Annotated in this window: 15 protein-coding genes; 12 read left to right on the top strand and 3 right to left on the bottom strand. The window is 64.7% G+C overall.

Annotation, left to right across the window (positions count from 1 at the left end; genetic code table 11):
* Positions 1–103: 103 nt before the first annotated feature.
* Positions 104–1141, bottom strand: a complete 1038-nt coding sequence (zapE, locus tag AB4Z38_RS05860) for a cell division protein ZapE (RefSeq protein ID WP_284981488.1) — start codon at positions 1139–1141, stop codon at positions 104–106.
* A gap of 209 nt (positions 1142–1350) precedes the next feature.
* On the opposite strand from zapE, the gene AB4Z38_RS05865 reads away from it, so the two are divergent.
* The 3 genes from AB4Z38_RS05865 to ybaK all read left to right on the top strand — a co-directional run bounded on the left by AB4Z38_RS05865 (position 1351) and on the right by ybaK (position 3325).
* Entirely contained in the window at positions 1351–2274 is a 924-nt protein-coding gene (locus AB4Z38_RS05865; protein ID WP_441428843.1) for a sulfurtransferase, read from the top strand.
* 88 nt (positions 2275–2362) lie between these two features.
* On the top strand, positions 2363–2818 hold the full coding sequence (locus tag AB4Z38_RS05870) for a SufE family protein (protein WP_441428844.1): 456 nt from the start codon (positions 2363–2365) through the stop codon (positions 2816–2818).
* A gap of 15 nt (positions 2819–2833) precedes the next feature.
* Positions 2834–3325, top strand: coding sequence for a Cys-tRNA(Pro) deacylase (gene ybaK / locus AB4Z38_RS05875; protein WP_441428845.1), 492 nt, complete (start codon positions 2834–2836; stop codon positions 3323–3325).
* 49 nt (positions 3326–3374) lie between these two features.
* Here ybaK and AB4Z38_RS05880 read toward each other — a convergent pair whose 3' ends face one another.
* Positions 3375–4616 (bottom strand): alpha/beta hydrolase family protein, encoded by a 1242-nt coding sequence (locus AB4Z38_RS05880; RefSeq protein WP_441428928.1) that lies wholly within the window; start codon positions 4614–4616, stop codon positions 3375–3377.
* 9 nt (positions 4617–4625) lie between these two features.
* Between AB4Z38_RS05880 and AB4Z38_RS05885 the strand changes: the two genes are divergently transcribed.
* From AB4Z38_RS05885 to AB4Z38_RS05925, 9 genes are all read left to right on the top strand, one after another.
* Positions 4626–5066 (top strand): hypothetical protein, encoded by a 441-nt coding sequence (locus AB4Z38_RS05885; protein WP_441428846.1) that lies wholly within the window; start codon positions 4626–4628, stop codon positions 5064–5066.
* A 13-nt stretch (positions 5067–5079) separates the two neighbouring features.
* Entirely contained in the window at positions 5080–5571 is a 492-nt protein-coding gene (gene msrB / locus AB4Z38_RS05890) for a peptide-methionine (R)-S-oxide reductase MsrB (RefSeq protein ID WP_441428847.1), read from the top strand.
* A 193-nt stretch (positions 5572–5764) separates the two neighbouring features.
* Positions 5765–7144 carry a DUF6421 family protein gene (locus AB4Z38_RS05895; protein ID WP_441428848.1) on the top strand — a complete coding sequence of 460 codons (1380 nt, stop codon included), beginning with the start codon at positions 5765–5767 and terminating at the stop codon, positions 7142–7144.
* Complete coding sequence (locus AB4Z38_RS05900; RefSeq protein WP_441428849.1) at positions 7141–7872, top strand: SDR family oxidoreductase; 732 nt, start codon at positions 7141–7143, stop codon at positions 7870–7872. Before AB4Z38_RS05895 ends, AB4Z38_RS05900 begins: the two co-directional genes overlap by 4 nt.
* A 60-nt stretch (positions 7873–7932) precedes the next feature.
* Positions 7933–8994, top strand: coding sequence for a threonine aldolase family protein (locus tag AB4Z38_RS05905; RefSeq protein WP_441428929.1), 1062 nt, complete (start codon positions 7933–7935; stop codon positions 8992–8994).
* Between the two features lie 61 nt (positions 8995–9055).
* Positions 9056–9721 (top strand): DUF3000 domain-containing protein, encoded by a 666-nt coding sequence (locus AB4Z38_RS05910; RefSeq protein ID WP_441428850.1) that lies wholly within the window; start codon positions 9056–9058, stop codon positions 9719–9721.
* Positions 9722–9790: 69 nt separating this feature from the next.
* Positions 9791–11152 carry an HRDC domain-containing protein gene (locus tag AB4Z38_RS05915; protein WP_441428851.1) on the top strand — a complete coding sequence of 454 codons (1362 nt, stop codon included), beginning with the start codon at positions 9791–9793 and terminating at the stop codon, positions 11150–11152.
* A gap of 451 nt (positions 11153–11603) precedes the next feature.
* Positions 11604–12896, top strand: coding sequence for a thiolase family protein (locus tag AB4Z38_RS05920; RefSeq protein WP_441428852.1), 1293 nt, complete (start codon positions 11604–11606; stop codon positions 12894–12896).
* Positions 12893–15043 carry a 3-hydroxyacyl-CoA dehydrogenase NAD-binding domain-containing protein gene (locus tag AB4Z38_RS05925; protein WP_441428853.1) on the top strand — a complete coding sequence of 717 codons (2151 nt, stop codon included), beginning with the start codon at positions 12893–12895 and terminating at the stop codon, positions 15041–15043. Before AB4Z38_RS05920 ends, AB4Z38_RS05925 begins: the two co-directional genes overlap by 4 nt.
* A gap of 57 nt (positions 15044–15100) precedes the next feature.
* Here the strand turns inward: AB4Z38_RS05925 and AB4Z38_RS05930 are convergent, their stop codons facing one another.
* The gene (locus tag AB4Z38_RS05930; protein ID WP_441428854.1) at positions 15101–16054 is read right to left on the bottom strand and encodes an FUSC family protein; all 954 of its coding nucleotides are present in this window, start codon (positions 16052–16054) and stop codon (positions 15101–15103) included.
* Positions 16055–16056: the final 2 nt, after the last annotated feature.

Genomic DNA, 16056 nt, shown 5'->3' on the forward strand with positions numbered 1-16056 from the left:
TCCCTACGTGGCGCGGAACGCGACACGAAAGGGCCTGCCTAGAGTGGGGCAGCAGGGTCCCTACGTGGCGCGGAACGCGACACGAAAGGGCCTGCCCCAATCTTTAAGAAGGCTCGTGGTTTTGGCCCTCACGTGCCAGGGCGGTCAGACGGGACACGGCGCGGAAGTACTTCTTCATGTACCCGCCGGTCATCATTTCCTCGGTGAAGAGCTTGTCGAAGGGCACGCCGCTGGCAAGGATCGGGACATCCTTGTCGTAAAGACGGTCGGCCAGCACCACGAAGCGAAGGGCGACGGCCTGCTCCGTAATGGTCTCGACGTTGCGCCAGACAACAGCATCGATTCCTGAGATCAGCTTGCGATAACGGCTGGGATGCACACCGGCAAGGTGGTCGATCAGGCCGCGGAAATCGTCCATGGCCACGGTCTGGCCATCGAACTCGGCATGCATCTGCCTCTTGAGGTCTTCGGTCTTCAACGGTGCCGGAGCTGCGGGCAAGCCGCGGTGCCTGAAGTCTTCCCCGTCGATCCTGACAACATCGAACTGGTCCGCAAGGACCTGGATCTCCCGCTGGAAGTCGACGGCGGCAAAGCGGCCGTCCCCGAGTGAACCAGGCAAAGTGTTGGACGTGGCAGCGAGCTTCACACCGGCGTCGGACAATTCACGCATGAGGCGGGACATCAGCACCGTGTCGCCCGGGTCGTCGAGCTCAAATTCGTCAATGCAAACAAGCTTGTAGCTGCTCAAAGCCTCCACGGTCTTCCGGAAGGACAGGGCGCCCACCAGGTTGGTGTACTCCACGAACGTCCCGAAGGCTTTCGGCCCCGGAGCCGAGTGCCACAGGGAAGCCAGGAGGTGGGTCTTTCCGACGCCGAATCCGCCGTCGAGGTAGATGCCCGCCCGGCTGTTGACCTTCTTGCCGAAAAGGCGCTTGAACAGGCCGTCTCCGTCACCAGCTCCCACCGTCGCCCCAAACACTTCCAAGGCCTTGACCGCTGCGGCTTGGCTGGGCTGGTTCGGATCAGGCCGGTAGCTTTTGAAGGACACCTCTCCGAACCGTGGCGAAGGGTAGAAACCCTTCAGAATCTCATCCGCTGAGACCGCCGGCGTGCGCGCGACGAGCTGTTCGATCTGTACCAATGCGGTCCGTTCTTCGTGTCGTAAGTCCCCAGCAAGAATACCGGGAATGCCACGCCCCGGGCGGACACGTGATGAAGGCCATATTTCACCATATGAACGGGGAGGAGCTTTAGGCCCCGGCCCTCGATACTGTGGGATTAATGCCCGGGCACGTCTTATCGCCCGGCGCCGCCCGGTGTCAGTGAAAGTGTCAGTGAAAGGCCATACCCATGTCCTACCCCGTTGAACAGAACGAGAAGTTCGCCGCGTACGCCCACCCCGAACGCCTGGTGTCCACCGAGTGGCTTGCCGCGGCACTTGAAGGCGGTGCGCTTGGCGACGGCAAGCTGGTTGTTGTCGAATCCGACGAAGACGTCCTTCTCTACGAGACCGGCCATATTCCGGGCGCAGTGAAGATCGACTGGCATACGGACCTGAACGATGAAGTCACCCGGGATTACGTCGATGGTGAAGCGTTCGCAGCCCTGGCAGCCGCCAAAGGCATCTCGCGGGACACCACCGTGGTGATCTACGGCGACAAGTCCAACTGGTGGGCAGCATACGCCCTCTGGGTTTTCACGCTCTTCGGCCACGAAGACGTCCGGCTCCTGGACGGCGGCCGCGACAAGTGGATCGCCGAAGGCCGCGAAATCACCACGGACGTCCCCCAGCCCACCCCGGGCGAGTACCCCGCGATCGAACGGAACGACGCCCCCATCCGCGCCTTCAAGGATGACGTCCTGGCTCACTTCGGCAAGCCGTTGATCGACGTCCGCTCCCCCGAGGAATACACCGGCCAGCGCACCCACATGCCGGCCTACCCCGAAGAGGGCGCCCTGCGCGGGGGCCACATCCCCACTGCAGCCTCCATCCCATGGGCACGCGCCGCTGCCGAAGATGGCACCTACCGTAACCGGACCGAACTTGAGGCCCTCTACCTCGGAGAAGCCGGACTCACGGAAGGCGACGATGTCGTGGCGTACTGCCGCATCGGCGAGCGTTCCAGCCACACCTGGTTCGCACTGAAGTACCTGCTTGGTTTCGAAACGGTCCGCAACTACGACGGTTCCTGGACGGAGTGGGGCAATGCCGTGCGCGTCCCGATCGTCAAGGGCGCTGAGCGAGGCTCCGTCCCCGCACTCGCCGGAAAGTAACCCCGGAACCCCCTGTGCCTCGCCATGGGTGTGGCCATATTGAAGCAACGGGAGCCAGACCGGCCCGGACGTGCGTAAGCTGGAAGTGATGAGTACCAATACGTTGCCCGCCGCACTGGCGGAAATTGTCGATGACTTCCAGGCACTGACCGAGCCCGATCGCCTTCAGCTGTTGCTTGATTTCTCGCGCGGGCTCCCGGCCTTGCCGGAACGGCTGCTGGACCACCCTGAGCTCCTGGAGCAAGTGGTGGAGTGCCAGTCGCCGCTGTTCCTGACTATCGAGCAGGAAAAGAAGCCCGACGGTGTCGCCTACCGTTTGTTCTTCAAAGCACCACCGGAAGCGCCCACCACGCGCGGTTTTGCGGGCGTTTTGCACGAGGGCCTGGACGGGCTGACTGCCGCCGAGATCCTGGCTGTTCCGGATGACATGCCGGAACTGCTGGGCCTCACCCGGGCAATCACCCCGCTGCGCATGCGGGGCATGACGGCCATGCTGGGGCGGATCAAGCGCAAAGTCGCCGCGGTGGACCGCTTGTCGTCCTGAGCCGGAGCACCGGGAATGGCCAAGAAACAGGCTTCACAGGGAACGCCGGCCACAGCCGTACTGGCTGCGGCCGGCGTTCCTTTCACGCTGCACCCCTATCCGCATGATCCTTCGGCGGCCAGCTACGGGCTTGAGGCGGCCGAGGTCCTGGGTATCGATCCCGGCCGTGTCTTCAAGACCTTGATGGTGGACATTGAAGGCAGGCTAGCGGTGGGCATCGTCCCGGTGAGTGGCACCCTTGACCTCAAGGCAATTGCCGCGGCTCTCGGATCCAAGAAGGCCGCCATGGCCGATCCCAAGGCTGCGGAGCGACGCACGGGCTACGTCTTGGGCGGAATTTCCCCGCTGGGCCAATGCCAGCCATCGCCCACTGTGCTCGACGAATCTGCGTTGGCCTTCGGCACGGTCCTCGTTTCCGGTGGACGCCGTGGCCTGGACATTGAGCTGGATCCCGCAGACCTCATCCGGCTGACCGGCGCCCTGACTGCCCCGATCGGCAGCCCTTAGCAAACGTCGGGAGCCGCACAGGTACTCTCAAGCCGCCGCCGGCCCGCCCTCAATCCGACGCCGGCCCGCCACGGGGCGCGAGCCGCGGAGCGAGCCATGAGCGCACCAGGCGCTCCCACTTCTGCGGATCCACGTTCCACTCTTTCGTGTGGCGCGCGCCTTCGAAGGGTTCAAAGGTGACCATGTCCGGATTCTTTTCGGCGAGGCTGGCCGAAGGTTCGTACGGAACGTACTCATCATCCACACTGTGGATTACCAGCGTCGGAGTCCGCAGTTCGACGGCGCGGGCATCCCAGTCCATTGCCTTCAAGTCGACGGGCGCGGCCAGTCCGGTGAGGCGCCGGCCCAACGGGTGCCCCAACATCAACTGCCCGTAACGGCCTACGGCGTAGGGGATCCTGTTGATCTGCGCGTGGTGTGCGAGGACGTTGACCCAGTTGATCACCGGCGCGTCCAGGACCATGGCCCTGATCACATGGCGGTGATGCGAAAGATCGGCCGTCTGCAGGCAGATCGCCCCGCCCATCGACCATCCGAACAGGACCACTTCGTGGGCGCCGTGGGCGAGTGCGTACTCAATGGCGGCGTCGACGTCGTGCCATTCCGTGGACCCCAGGCCGTAGCGGCCGTCCGGGGCGGACGGCGCCAGGCCGTCGTTCCGGTAGGAAACCAGCAGGCTGTCGAGTCCGAGATCGTGCGCGACGCGCACCGCGCGCAAGCCTTCGAGGCGGGTAGCACCACGGCCATGGACCATGATCGCCCACAGCTTCGCGGGCTTCCCTGAGCCTGACGGAATCAGCCACGCAGGCGCCTTGCCACCTTCGACGTCGATCTGTATATCTTCCGAATCCAGGCCAAGCGCCGCCGGAGAGTCGTAGACAGCACCGCTCCACCACCCGCGCCGGGCCGTTGCCAGATCCCCGCTGTAGACTTCCTCGACTTCGCGCTGCACCGTCCGCTCCGCGGGCGAATAGGAAACGATCCGTCCGATCCGCGCGACCCCTGTCCCGCCCGCGAAGAAGAGGCTGAACACGCCGTCGATGGTTGTGTCCGGGGTAGCTGCGAGGATGACCTGAAGCCCCTTGTCGCCACGTACCACTGCCAATACCTCTTGGTCAGCCCCGCGCACTGAGGGGGTGATGACCCGCCGGGCGAAATAGGCTGCGAGCGCCGAAGACCCTGCGCCCAGCAAGCCGGCAATGCTGCTTCCAGCAACGATCCCCGCAACGGTCCATTTGGCGCGGGCGGACATTTTCGCACCGTTCTCAACGGTTGGCGCAGCTCGGGTCATGGATGCCATGTGACCATTCTCCCGGTTGCGGGGCCGTGTTCCGAACAGCGCCCTCCGTGGCGTTTCCTCCCGGGAGGAAACCGGCACTTGTTGGTGGACTTCCTCGAGAACCTCTCCTTGCTTGATGTTGCCAAGGCATTCCGGGATCTACTCGCGGATGCACCGGACCCACAGTCGGAGCGGGCCCAGGCCGCGGAGGCCTTGTCGGCGTCGCTCGCGGCCTTGGACGGGCTGGGCGGCGGGGTGACTGGTGAAATCGTCGACGGCGGTGCCGTGGCGGGCTTGGTGTCCAAGGTCAAGGCACTCAATGCGGCACAGGCCGTCGTGGTCACGCGCCCGCACGCGATTGCCGATACTTTCCACACAGACTGGGCGAACAAGGCCCAGGACCAGTTGGGGCTGCCCGTGCTGCATCTCTATGCGGGCTCGGGATTTATCGGCGACTCGTGAACGTTGAGAGAGCATGAGCACTGCAGATAACAAGAAGTACTTCCAGTCCGCGGACCCCTTGGCCGGGGTTCCCCTCCAGGATGTCCCGAAGGACGGGCAATGCCTGGAAAAAACGGATGCGGAGTGGCGCGCGGAACTTAGCCCGGAGGAGTTCAGGGTCCTTCGCCAGGCCGGAACGGAACGCCCGTACACGGGTGAGTACTGGGACACCCATACAGCAGGCGTTTACCAGTGCCGCGCGTGCGGCGCAGAGCTTTTCACGAGCAACGAGAAATTCGATTCCCATTGTGGCTGGCCGTCCTTCTGGGCACCGCTCGCGGAAGGCACCGTGCGGTACCTGCATGACCGTGCTTTGGGAATGGAACGGGTGGAGGTCCGCTGCGCCAATTGCGATTCACACTTGGGACACGTTTTCGAGGGTGAGGGCTACGGCACACCTACCGACCAGCGGTATTGCATAAACTCCGTTTCGCTCAAGCTTGTCGAGTCCGCGGCCGGGCGGTAGTCCCGGGCAGTAAGTCCGCGCCCTGGATCCCACGCCAAGGCCGGCCAGCCCTCCCCGGGCTGGATCTTCCGGGGGCTGCCGGAACCATTTGCAAAAGAGTTTCTTATGCTCGAGCCACTTTTGAATTAGCGACTCTGGACGCTTGCTACGCTCACCTCAGAACAATGATTCTTGAGGAAAGGCACCGTCGACGATGACCACCACCGTTACCACCACCCGTCCGCGCATCACCTCGGACAACCGGGACTGGATCTCCCTGAAGGCCGCAGCCACTGCCCTCCAGGCGTTCCAGGTCCAGGATGGTTCCATCCAGGATTCCCTCCACCACGAGGCCGCCAGGGCATACACAGCCGCCATCATGGAGGCCATCAAGAGCCTGGCTCCTGCGTTCCCGCACGACGCCGCCTATCTCGAACTCCTCGTCACGGATTTCAGCCGTTGGGCCGACGCCGGCTTCGGAGTCCCGGACTTCCTCGACTCGCTGCTGGCCTTCCAGCCGCAGGAACACCGCGAAGACGGGCTCCAGCACCTCGTGGTGTTTCCCATGTACACCCAGAACGGCAGTACGAGCCGTCTTGTGGAAGCTGTCCTGATCGAGGTGATCTGGCCCGAGTTCATCGGCGCATTGGAGGCCGGCGACTACTCCAACAAGCTGTTCGTACCCATTCGTTTCCTGGACTTCACCCCCGGCTACGACACCAATTCGGCCGTGCTCTTTCCCGAGACCGTCGCAGTGCGGGAAACGCCTGCCTTCACGTGGGGCGCCATCTTCGCCGACCGCGAGGCCGCACGCTTCCGCCGCGTCCTCAAAGCAGCCGCCGCAACGACATCCCTGCAGCTGCCCGCGGATGCCGCTGAGCTGTTGTATGACCAGGAACTCACGCAGCGGACGTTCGTCATGTGGGACCTGATCCATGACCGAACCCACATGCGCGGCGACCTTCCCTTCGATCCGTTCATGATCAAGCAGCGGATGCCGTTCTTCCTTTATTCACTCGAAGAGCTCCGCTGCGACCTGACAGCCTTCCGCGAATCCGTCCGGATCGAGAAGGACGAGGATGCTTCGCCCGACGCCCGGCGCCACGCGAAGCTCGTCCAGTACGCCGTCATCTTCGACCGTATCTTCCGCTTCGCAATCACGGGCAACCGGGTCCGCAACTACGATGGCCTGGGCGGCCAGCTCCTCTTCGCCTGGATGCACCAGCACCACGTCCTGCACTGGACCGACAGCAAGCTCAGCATCGACTGGGACGAGGCCGCCGACGTCGTCATCGAGCTCGGTGCCCGGATCGAAGAACTGTACTGGCGCTCGATCGACCGCCCCAAGGCTGCCCACTGGCTCGCAGCGTATAAACTCATTTCCGGTACGGTCACTCCCCACCCGGCTTCGGTCTGGGCGAAGGGCCCAGAGGCACTGCCGCTCGACGGGCCGCCCCGCGGCCTCACCGACCAGGTCCTCGACGACGAATTCCCCCTGTCCATGTTCTACGAAGCACTGGAGAAGAAAATGCGTCCGATCATCGAATCAACCACCGGTATCACCGGAACTAGCGGACAGACCGCGGCCTCATGACGGGCGAACCGCTGACTGTCGTCGTCACCGGTGGCAGCAACTCTTCCGGCATCGCCGTGGCCCGCGCCTTCGCGCTGGCCGGGCACCGGGTCTTCACGATCGGCTCGAACGAGGCCCGCATCAAGGCCGCAGCGGCCGAGGCGGGCGACGACGTCACTCCCCTCGTGTGCGATCTTTCCCGGTTGGAGTCCGTGCGCGAACTCGCATCGGAGATCCACGGGAGCACGGAAAGGGTCGACGGCGTCATCCACCTGGTGGGAGGCTGGCGCGGCGCCAAGGGAATCGAAGACCAGCCGGACGAAGACTGGGCCGCCCTTGAACAAAGCGCCATCACCACCCTGAGAAACGTCTCCCGGGTCTTCTACACGGATCTCGCTTCCTCCCCCGCGGGACGTTTCGCCATGGTGAGTTCGACGGCGGTCACCGCACCTACCGCCGGAGCCGCCACCTACGCGGCGGCCAAAGCTGCCGCGGAGACCTGGACCCTGGCGATGGCCGACGGGTTCCGCCGTGATCAATCAGGCAACAGGGACGAACCCACGGAGCAGCACAGCGCAGCTGTCGTCTTCGTGGTCAAATCACTCCTCGACGCGGCGATGCGGAGGGAACATCCAGAGCGGAAATTCCCCGGATACACGGGCGTCGAGGACTTGGCAGCGGCCGCCGTCGGGCTCTTCGACAAGCCGGCCGCGGAACTGAACGGACAGCGCCTCCTCCTGGCCAAATAGACTGAAAGCGTGAATGAACAAGTGACGAGCACTACACAAGAATTCCCGGCTGCCCTCGATATGGAAGCCAGTGGGCGCCTCCACGATCCCTCTGTCCGCGGTTTCGCCTCGGACAACTACTCCGGCGTCCACCCTGAAATCCTGGCAGCCCTCGCCGCGGCCAATGGCGGCCACCAGGTGTCCTACGGCGAGGACCAGTACACGGAACGGCTCCAGGAAGTCATGGAGCAGCACTTCGGCACAGGCATCGAGTGCTTCCCCGTCTTCAACGGGACCGGAGCCAACGTGTTGTCCCTGCAGTCACTGCTGCCGCGCTGGGGTGCCGTCATTTGCGCCTCGACCGCGCACATCAACATGGACGAGAACGGCGCGCCGGAGCGGATCGGCGGCATCAAGCTCCTCCAGGTCCCGACGTCGGACGGCAAGCTGACTCCGGAATTGATCGACCGCGAAGCCTGGGGCTGGGGCGACGAGCACCGCGCGCAGCCCTTGGCCGTCTCCATCACGCAGACCACGGAGCTCGGCACGTGCTATACCCCGGAAGAAGTCCGGGCAATCGCCGACCACATCCATGCCAAGGGCATGAAACTGCACATGGACGGCGCGCGGCTCGCCAATGCCGCCGCCCACCTTGGCGTGCCGTTGCGGAGGTTCACCCGCGACGCCGGCGTGGACATCTTGTCCTTCGGCGGCACCAAGAACGGGCTGCTGTTCGGCGAAGTAGTGGTTGCCCTGAATCCGGAGACCGCCCATGGGCTGAAGTTCCTGCGCAAGATGAACATGCAGCTGGCCTCCAAGATGCGCTTCATTTCGGCCCAGTTCATCGCTCTTCTTGAGTCCGGGCTGTGGCTTCGCTCTGCGGAACACGCAAATGCCATGGCCTCACGGCTGCGGGCGGCGGTCGACTCCATCGAGGGTGTGGAGCCTACGCAGGCCACGGAGTCCAACGGCGTCTTCGCGGTGCTCCCCGCCGGCGTCGCCGATCGGCTCCGCTCCTCCTTCAAGTTCTACGACTGGAACGAAGCGAACCGCGAGGTGCGCTGGATGTGTTCCTTCGACACCACGGAAGAGGACATCGATTCCTTCGTTGCCGCAATCAAGCGCGAACTGGCGTCCGCATAGGGCACCCGACGGGGCGGCGTGGCTTCAAGGTTTCGCCGCCCCTGACACATAATCTGCGAAGGTGAACGCACTCGCACAAGTTCCCGCGGATTTCTTGCATGCGTTGGGAACGCTACGAAAAGCAAAGTGCCGGAGCGAGCTGCGGCTCGCGGAAATCCCGGCCCCCTCCCGCTTGGCCCCCTACGCCGTGGCCTTGGGGGCAGAGGTCTTCAGCAGGTCGACGCGTCCGGGCCGGACCCCTGTCCATGGCCCCGCGGCCATGGCATTCTCCAGCGAGAACACCCCGGGCTCGCCTGGAACGGCCGATGATGAAGACGATGAGCTCGCAACAGGCAGGTTCATCTTGCTCCACGATCCAGACGGCTCGGCTGTATGGGACGGGGAATTCCGGATCGTCACCTATATCCGGGCGCAGCTGGAAGCCGACATGGGCAACGATGCCATGCTCGGTTCCGTGGCCTGGACATGGCTCGTGGACGCCCTCGAGAACCATTCGGCCCAGTACCGCGCGGCAGGCGGAACTGCCACACGCATCCTGTCCGAGAGTTTCGGGACGCTGGCCGAGAGACCGGAAACCATTGACATAGAACTCCGTGCCTCATGGACGCCTGCGTCTTCAGATGTCCAGGCCCATCTGGAGGCATGGTGCGACATGGTCTGCACGTTCGCGGGGCTCCCTCCCCTGCCTCCCGGCGTCATTCCCCTGCCTAATCGGCGGCTCACATGAAGTCCGTGAAAGTCCGCTCGAATCCCTGGCCGGAGCGGCCCCGCACAGAGTCGGTAAACTGAAGGCACCATGACCCCTGAAAATCTGGAACCCACCACAGCCGGCGCTCCGGCTGCTGATCCCACACCACACATCACGGTAGACGGCTCCGAAGGCCGGATACCCGAGATCATCGATCTGGATGCCCCGCGCGAGGGCGTTCCCCTTGTCATCGACACCCTGGCCGGCCTGGAGCGGTGCGCCGCTGCCATCGCCGCGGGATCCGGCCCAGCCGGGGTCGACGCCGAACGTGCCTCCGGCTTCCGCTACGGGCAGCGTGCCTTCCTCGTGCAGATCAGGCGGGACGGCGCAGGCACCTGGCTGATCGACCCCGAACCCTTCGATGACCTGAAAATCATCAACGAAGCGCTGCGCGGCGTCGAGTGGATCCTGCACGCCGCGACGCAGGATCTTCCGTGCCTGGCCGAGCTTGGCATGTGGCCCGACAAGCTCTTCGACACGGAACTCGCCGCACGCCTTGCCGGACTGCCCCGCGTGGGCCTCGCAGCTGTCATCGAGCAGCTCCTGGGCTTCGGCCTCGCCAAGGAACACTCGGCCGCCGACTGGTCCACCCGCCCTCTCCCCGAACCCTGGCTGCGGTACGCGGCCCTCGACGTCGAGGTGCTCGCCGAACTGCGCGAAGAACTCATTGAACTCCTGGAAGCGGACGGCAAGCTGGAATTTGCCGAACAGGAATTCGCCGGCATCCTCGGCGCGGGCCTTCCAGCCCCGAGGGTGGACCCGTGGCGCAAGACCTCCGGACTGCACCAGATCCGTGACCGCCGTCAGTTGACTGCCGTGCGCGAGCTTTGGTACGAACGGGATCAGCTCGCGCGGAAACGGGATGTTGCTCCCAGCCGCCTCATTCCCGACTCCGCCCTGGTCGCCGCTGCCAAGGCCATGCCCACAACCGTTCCGCAGCTCCTGGCCACCAAAGGCTTCCACGGGCGGGCCGCGCAGCGCGAAGCACCACGCTGGCTGCGCTGTATTGCCGGCGCGCGGAACACCGAAGACCTTCCGCCTCTGCATCTTCCAACCAACGCTCCCCCGCCACCGCGTGTCTGGACAGACCGCGATCCCGAAGCCGCGGCCCGCTTGGGGACTGCCCGGCCCCGGCTTCAGGAGGCGGCCGATGGGCTCAAGCTTCCCGTGGAGAACCTGCTCACTCCGGATTACATGAGGCGCGTGCTGTGGCGGCCGCCGTCGGACATCACGGTGGAGTCCGTGTCGGAAGAGTTGCGCGCGCTCGGCGCCCGCGACTGGCAAATCGCCATCACGGCGCCGATCCTCACCGAGGCGTCACTGAATCCGCAACCGCTGCCGCCCAAGGAACCCAAGGAACCCAAGGAACCACGGAGCCCGGCTTCCAAGGAACGGACCCCGGCCCCTTAGCCCGAGATTCCCGCACTCCCCTTGAGACGCCCGCTCACATACAGGCCCTTCAAGCACAACCCTTGCTCACATACAGGCCCTCCAGCCACAACCCTCGCTCACATACAGGCCCTCCAGCCACAACCCTCGCTCACATACAGGCCCTCCAGCCACAACCCTCGCTCACATACAGGCCCTCCAGCCACAACCCTCGCTCACATACAGGCCCTTCTCCAAGTGCATTCTTTAATGATGTGAGCGAGGGTCCATCGGGAACCCTTCATACGTGAGCGAGGGTCCATCGGGAACCCTTCATACGTGAGCGAGGATCCGTCGGGAACCCTCCATACGTGAGCGAGGATCGGTATTGAGCACCTTGCGCACTAAGTTACTGGCGAGTAACATGGCGGTGAATGACACCGGCTACCCTGCGAGGGCTGTCCGGCATCCATGTCTCAACGAGGAGTCACACATGAGCCACACCGGGAACAGCGCCAAGCCGCGGGCAGTCCGCGACGTCGTCTTCGTGGACGGTGTCCGGACGCCGTTCGGCAAAGCGGGCGAAAAAGGCATCTATGCGGGCACCCGCGCCGATGACCTCGTGGTCAAGTGCATCCGCGAACTGATGCGCCGCAATCCGGGCCTGCCTGCCGAACGCGTTGACGAAGTTGCCATCGCCGCTACGACGCAGGCCGGCGACCAGGGCTTGACCATCGGCCGCACCGCCGCCCTCCTGGCCGGCCTCCCCCGCAGCGTGCCCGGCTTTGCGATCGACCGCATGTGCGCCGGAGCAATGACCGCGGTCACGACGACGGCGAGCGGCATCGGTTTCGGCGCATACGACGTCGTGATTGCGGGCGGTGTGGAGCACATGGGCAACCACCCCATGGGCGCCGGCGCGGATCCCAACCCCAGGTTCATGTCCGAGCGGATCGTGGATCCGGCCGCCTTGAACATGGGCAACACCGCCGAGAACCTGCACGACCGTTTCCCGTCCATCACTAAGGAGCGAACGGACTCCTACGCCGCGGCATCCCAGGCAAAACTTGCCGCCGCCTACGGCAAGGGCCAGATCCAGCCCGACTTGGTCCCGGTCGCCACGATGAAGCCCGGCAAAGGCTGGACGGTGAACACCACCGACGAGCCGCCGCGCCCAGGGACCACGGTGGATGACCTCGCGGAGCTGCGCACGCCGTTCAGGGCCCACGGCCGGGTCACCGCAGGCAATGCCGCCGGCTTGAACGACGGCGCGACGGCGGCAGTCCTGGCCTCCGCCGAAGCTGCCGAGGAGCTCGGCCTGTCCGTGAAGATGCGCTTGGTCTCCTATGCCTTCGCCGGTGTCGAACCTGAAGTCATGGGCATCGGACCGGTCCCGGCCACCGAGAAGGCCCTCAAGAACGCCGGACTCTGCATCGGGGACATCGGCCTTTTCGAGATCAACGAGGCCTTCGCCGTTCAGGTCCTGAGCTTCCTGGACCACTTCGGAATCTCCGACGACGACCCGCGCGTCAACCGCTATGGCGGGGCAATCGCCGTCGGGCATCCCCTCGCATCGTCCGGCGTACGGCTCATGAACCAGCTGGCCCGCCAGTTCGAGGAAGACCCGTCCGTCCGGTACGGCATAACGACCATGTGTATCGGCTTGGGAATGGGCGCCACAGTAATCTGGGAGAACCCGCGTCACGTGGACTACAACAGCTACAACGGCTACAACAGCGCAACAGGGACCTCCGTCGACACCGAGAGCAAGGGAGCCGCAGCATGAGCGCCGCCGAATTCCAGAAACTGGCCGAACTGTTCCCGGACGAGACAGTGACCCACTCCTATGTCCAGGACATCGAACTCCCCGGCAATGCTGGAACGTTCGCGCTGATCACCCTCGACAATGGCCTGGACCACACCAAGCCCACCACCCTTGGACCCAATACCCTCGTCGAGCTCGGGACAGTGCTCGAAGGCCTCAAGGACCGCGCGGCGCGCGGCGGGATCGTCGGCGTCGGCGTCACGGGCAAGCCGTACTTCCTGGTGGCCGGAGCGGACCTCTCAGCGGTCAAACAACTCGAAGAGCGCGAACACGGCCTGTGGATGGCGCAGCTCGGCCACGACGTCTACGCGACGCTTGCCGAGCTGGGTGTTCCCAGCTTCGCCTTCATCAATGGCCTCGCGCTAGGTGGCGGCCTCGAAATCGCCCTCCAGTCCACGTACCGTACGGTCTCGACCGGCGCGGGCGCCCTCGCTTTGCCCGAAGCCTTCATCGGGCTCGTCCCTGGCTGGGGCGGTGTCTACATCCTGCCGCGACTCATTGGCCCGGAAAACGCCGTCAAGGTCATGATCGAGAACCCGCTGAGCAACAACCGCACGCTCACCGGCCCCCAGGCTTTCCAGCTAGGCATTGCCGACACCATCTTCGAACCCGCGGATTTCGTGGAGCAGTCCATTGCCTGGGCTGCGAAGGTGATCGCGGGCGAAGTCGTCCCGGAACGGAGCAACTCCGTGGATCCGGCGGATCCAGCCGTTGCCGAACGCTGGGCCGGCGCCGTGGCAGCGGGCCGGGGATTCGTGGAAGCCAAGACCTCAAACGCATCACCGGCTCCGGCGAAGGTGCTGGATATCCTCGAGGCCAACCGGACCATGGGCAAGGCGGAATCCGCGGCCCTCGAATGCGAGACGCTTGCGGAGTTGATGCAGACGGACGAGTTCCGTTCCACCGTCTACGCCTTCCTGGACCTCGTGCAGAAACGCTCCAAGCGGCCTGCCGGTGCGCCCGACCGCAAGCTCGCACGCCCGGTGACGAAGATCGGCGTCGTGGGTGCCGGCCTGATGGCGAGCCAGCTCGCCCTGCTGTTCGCACGCCAGCTCAAAGTGCCCGTCGTCCTGACAGACGTCGACCAGGAGCGCGTGGACAAGGGAGTTGCCTACGTCCATGCGGAGGTGGACAAGCTGCTCGGCAAGAAGCGGATCAGCTCCGACGCCGCCAACCGGACCAAGGCCCTGGTCACCGGCTCCGTCTCCAAAGACTCATTCGCCGATGCCGACTTCGTCATTGAAGCTGTCTTCGAAGAACTGAATGTCAAGAAGCAGGTCTTCGCGGAAGTGGAAGCGATCGTCTCTCCCGAATGCATCCTCGCCACCAACACGTCCTCGCTGTCCGTGACCGCGATGGCTGAGGATCTGCAGTACCCGGAGCGCCTGGTCGGATTCCATTTCTTCAACCCGGTTGCGGTCATGCCGCTCCTGGAAATCGTGCGTGCTCCGAAGACCGACGACGCCGTCCTGGCCACCGCGTTCGAGCTCGCCAAGGGCTTGAAGAAGACAGCCGTGCTGGTCAAGGACGCAGCCGCTTTCGTCGTCAACCGGATCCTGCTGCGGCTCATGGGCGAAGTCATTGCCGCGTTCGACGAAGGCACGCCCGCGGAAGTAGCCGACTCGGCGCTGCGCCCCATGGGCCTGCCGATGAGTCCGTTCACCCTCAGCGCGATGGTGGGCCTTCCGGTCGCCCAGCACGTCCAGGAATCGCTCCACGCAGCCTTCGGCGAACGTTTCGCGGTATCCCAGAACCTCCAGAAGCTGATCGACAACGGAGTGAAGTCCCTCTGGGCGCCTGGTCCTGAGGGAAAGCCGGTCATCCCGGCCGATACCTTGGCGCTCATGTCCTTCGGCACCACGCCTTCCACGGCCGAGGAAGTCCTGCGTCGCACGCAGGACGCATTGGCGGAGGAAATCGGGCTCATGCTCTCCGAAGGCGTGGTGGCCGGACCTGAAGACATCGACCTCTGCGTCATCCTCGGTGCTGGCTGGCCGATGTTCCTGGGCGGGATCACACCCTATTTGGACCGGGTGGGCGCCTCCGAGCGTGTCAACGGCAAGCGCTTCCTGGCACCCGGGATCGCTTCGAAGCCGGCTGCCGGGTAGCTTTCCGGTTGCGCCCGCCGCAGGACGATTTCCCGTTCCGGCCGCTCGTGAATTCGGCTATGCCGCCTGCCGCGCACCGCGCCAGGCGGCATAGCCGATCACCAGCGAAATGAGGCAGCCAATCGTGGTGTCGATCAAGCGCTCGCCCAGGAGCGACGGAGAAATCTGGTGCCCCAGGCCGCTGAGCACCGCGACAAGCGGGGTCATGACCAAGGCATAGGCCGTGTAGTTGGCGGCCTTGAGGTATTGCCGGGCTGCCCCGACGACGCAGATGATGCCGACCGTCGCCCAGATCGGGAGGGCACCGAGAAGCAGCCCGCCCACGACGACGCCCAGCGCGGTACCCAGGCCTCGCTGGAAGGTGCGCGTCAGTCCGGCCCGGTGGTCGCGTTGGACCACGAGGACAACCGTCAGCAGGATCCACTGGGAGTGTGGACCCCGCACGAGATTCGCCACAACCTGGGCGACGATCATGCAACTCGTCAAGCGCAGCGTGTACTGCCATCCGGACAGGGTTGCCAAACGGCGTCGCCATGCCCCGAGGTCCTTGTGCCAGGAACGGCGGGCAGGGTCAACCTCCGAGGCGGTCTTACCCAGGAGGCGGTATTCGACGCCGAACACCAGCAGCGTCAACAAGCTTCCCCCGAGCGCACCGGCTGCGAAGAACCAAAGCAGGGTGTCGATCGGCACCGCACTTGAGGCGAGGGACGCGCCGATAATCATGAAGACGATGGCTTGCGTGCTTGCCTTGGCTGCGCTCGGCCGAAGACCACCAAAAACGGTAGCGAGGGCAGCGAGAGCGACGATCAGGATGCTGCTCCACGGTTGCATGACGCTGCCCAGCATGCCCGCCGCTGCTCCCCCGGCACCTGCCAGGGAGGTATTGAGCAGATCCGCCGATCTGTACTTCAGCCCACCGACGTGGCCGCTGCCGGAGACGAGCAACGCGCCCAGCGCGGCAACCATTCCCGCACCGATCTCGGGGCCGTCAACGGATCCGTCATGTTCCACCT

The sequence above is a fragment of the Arthrobacter sp. 2RAF6 genome, from assembly GCF_052115205.1.
Taxonomy (GTDB): Bacteria; Actinomycetota; Actinomycetes; order Actinomycetales; family Micrococcaceae; genus Arthrobacter.

Coding starts and splice junctions, on each gene's coding strand:
- AB4Z38_RS05865 (WP_441428843.1), top strand. CDS start 1,351: ATGTCCTACCCCGTTGAACAGAACGAGAAGTTCGCCGCGTACGCCCAC.
- AB4Z38_RS05870 (WP_441428844.1), top strand. CDS start 2,363: ATGAGTACCAATACGTTGCCCGCCGCACTGGCGGAAATTGTCGATGAC.
- ybaK (WP_441428845.1), top strand. CDS start 2,834: ATGGCCAAGAAACAGGCTTCACAGGGAACGCCGGCCACAGCCGTACTG.
- AB4Z38_RS05880 (WP_441428928.1), bottom strand. CDS start 4,616: ATGACCCGAGCTGCGCCAACCGTTGAGAACGGTGCGAAAATGTCCGCC.
- msrB (WP_441428847.1), top strand. CDS start 5,080: ATGAGCACTGCAGATAACAAGAAGTACTTCCAGTCCGCGGACCCCTTG.
- AB4Z38_RS05895 (WP_441428848.1), top strand. CDS start 5,765: ATGACCACCACCGTTACCACCACCCGTCCGCGCATCACCTCGGACAAC.
- AB4Z38_RS05900 (WP_441428849.1), top strand. CDS start 7,141: ATGACGGGCGAACCGCTGACTGTCGTCGTCACCGGTGGCAGCAACTCT.
- AB4Z38_RS05905 (WP_441428929.1), top strand. CDS start 7,933: ATGGAAGCCAGTGGGCGCCTCCACGATCCCTCTGTCCGCGGTTTCGCC.
- AB4Z38_RS05915 (WP_441428851.1), top strand. CDS start 9,791: ATGACCCCTGAAAATCTGGAACCCACCACAGCCGGCGCTCCGGCTGCT.
- AB4Z38_RS05920 (WP_441428852.1), top strand. CDS start 11,604: ATGAGCCACACCGGGAACAGCGCCAAGCCGCGGGCAGTCCGCGACGTC.
- AB4Z38_RS05925 (WP_441428853.1), top strand. CDS start 12,893: ATGAGCGCCGCCGAATTCCAGAAACTGGCCGAACTGTTCCCGGACGAG.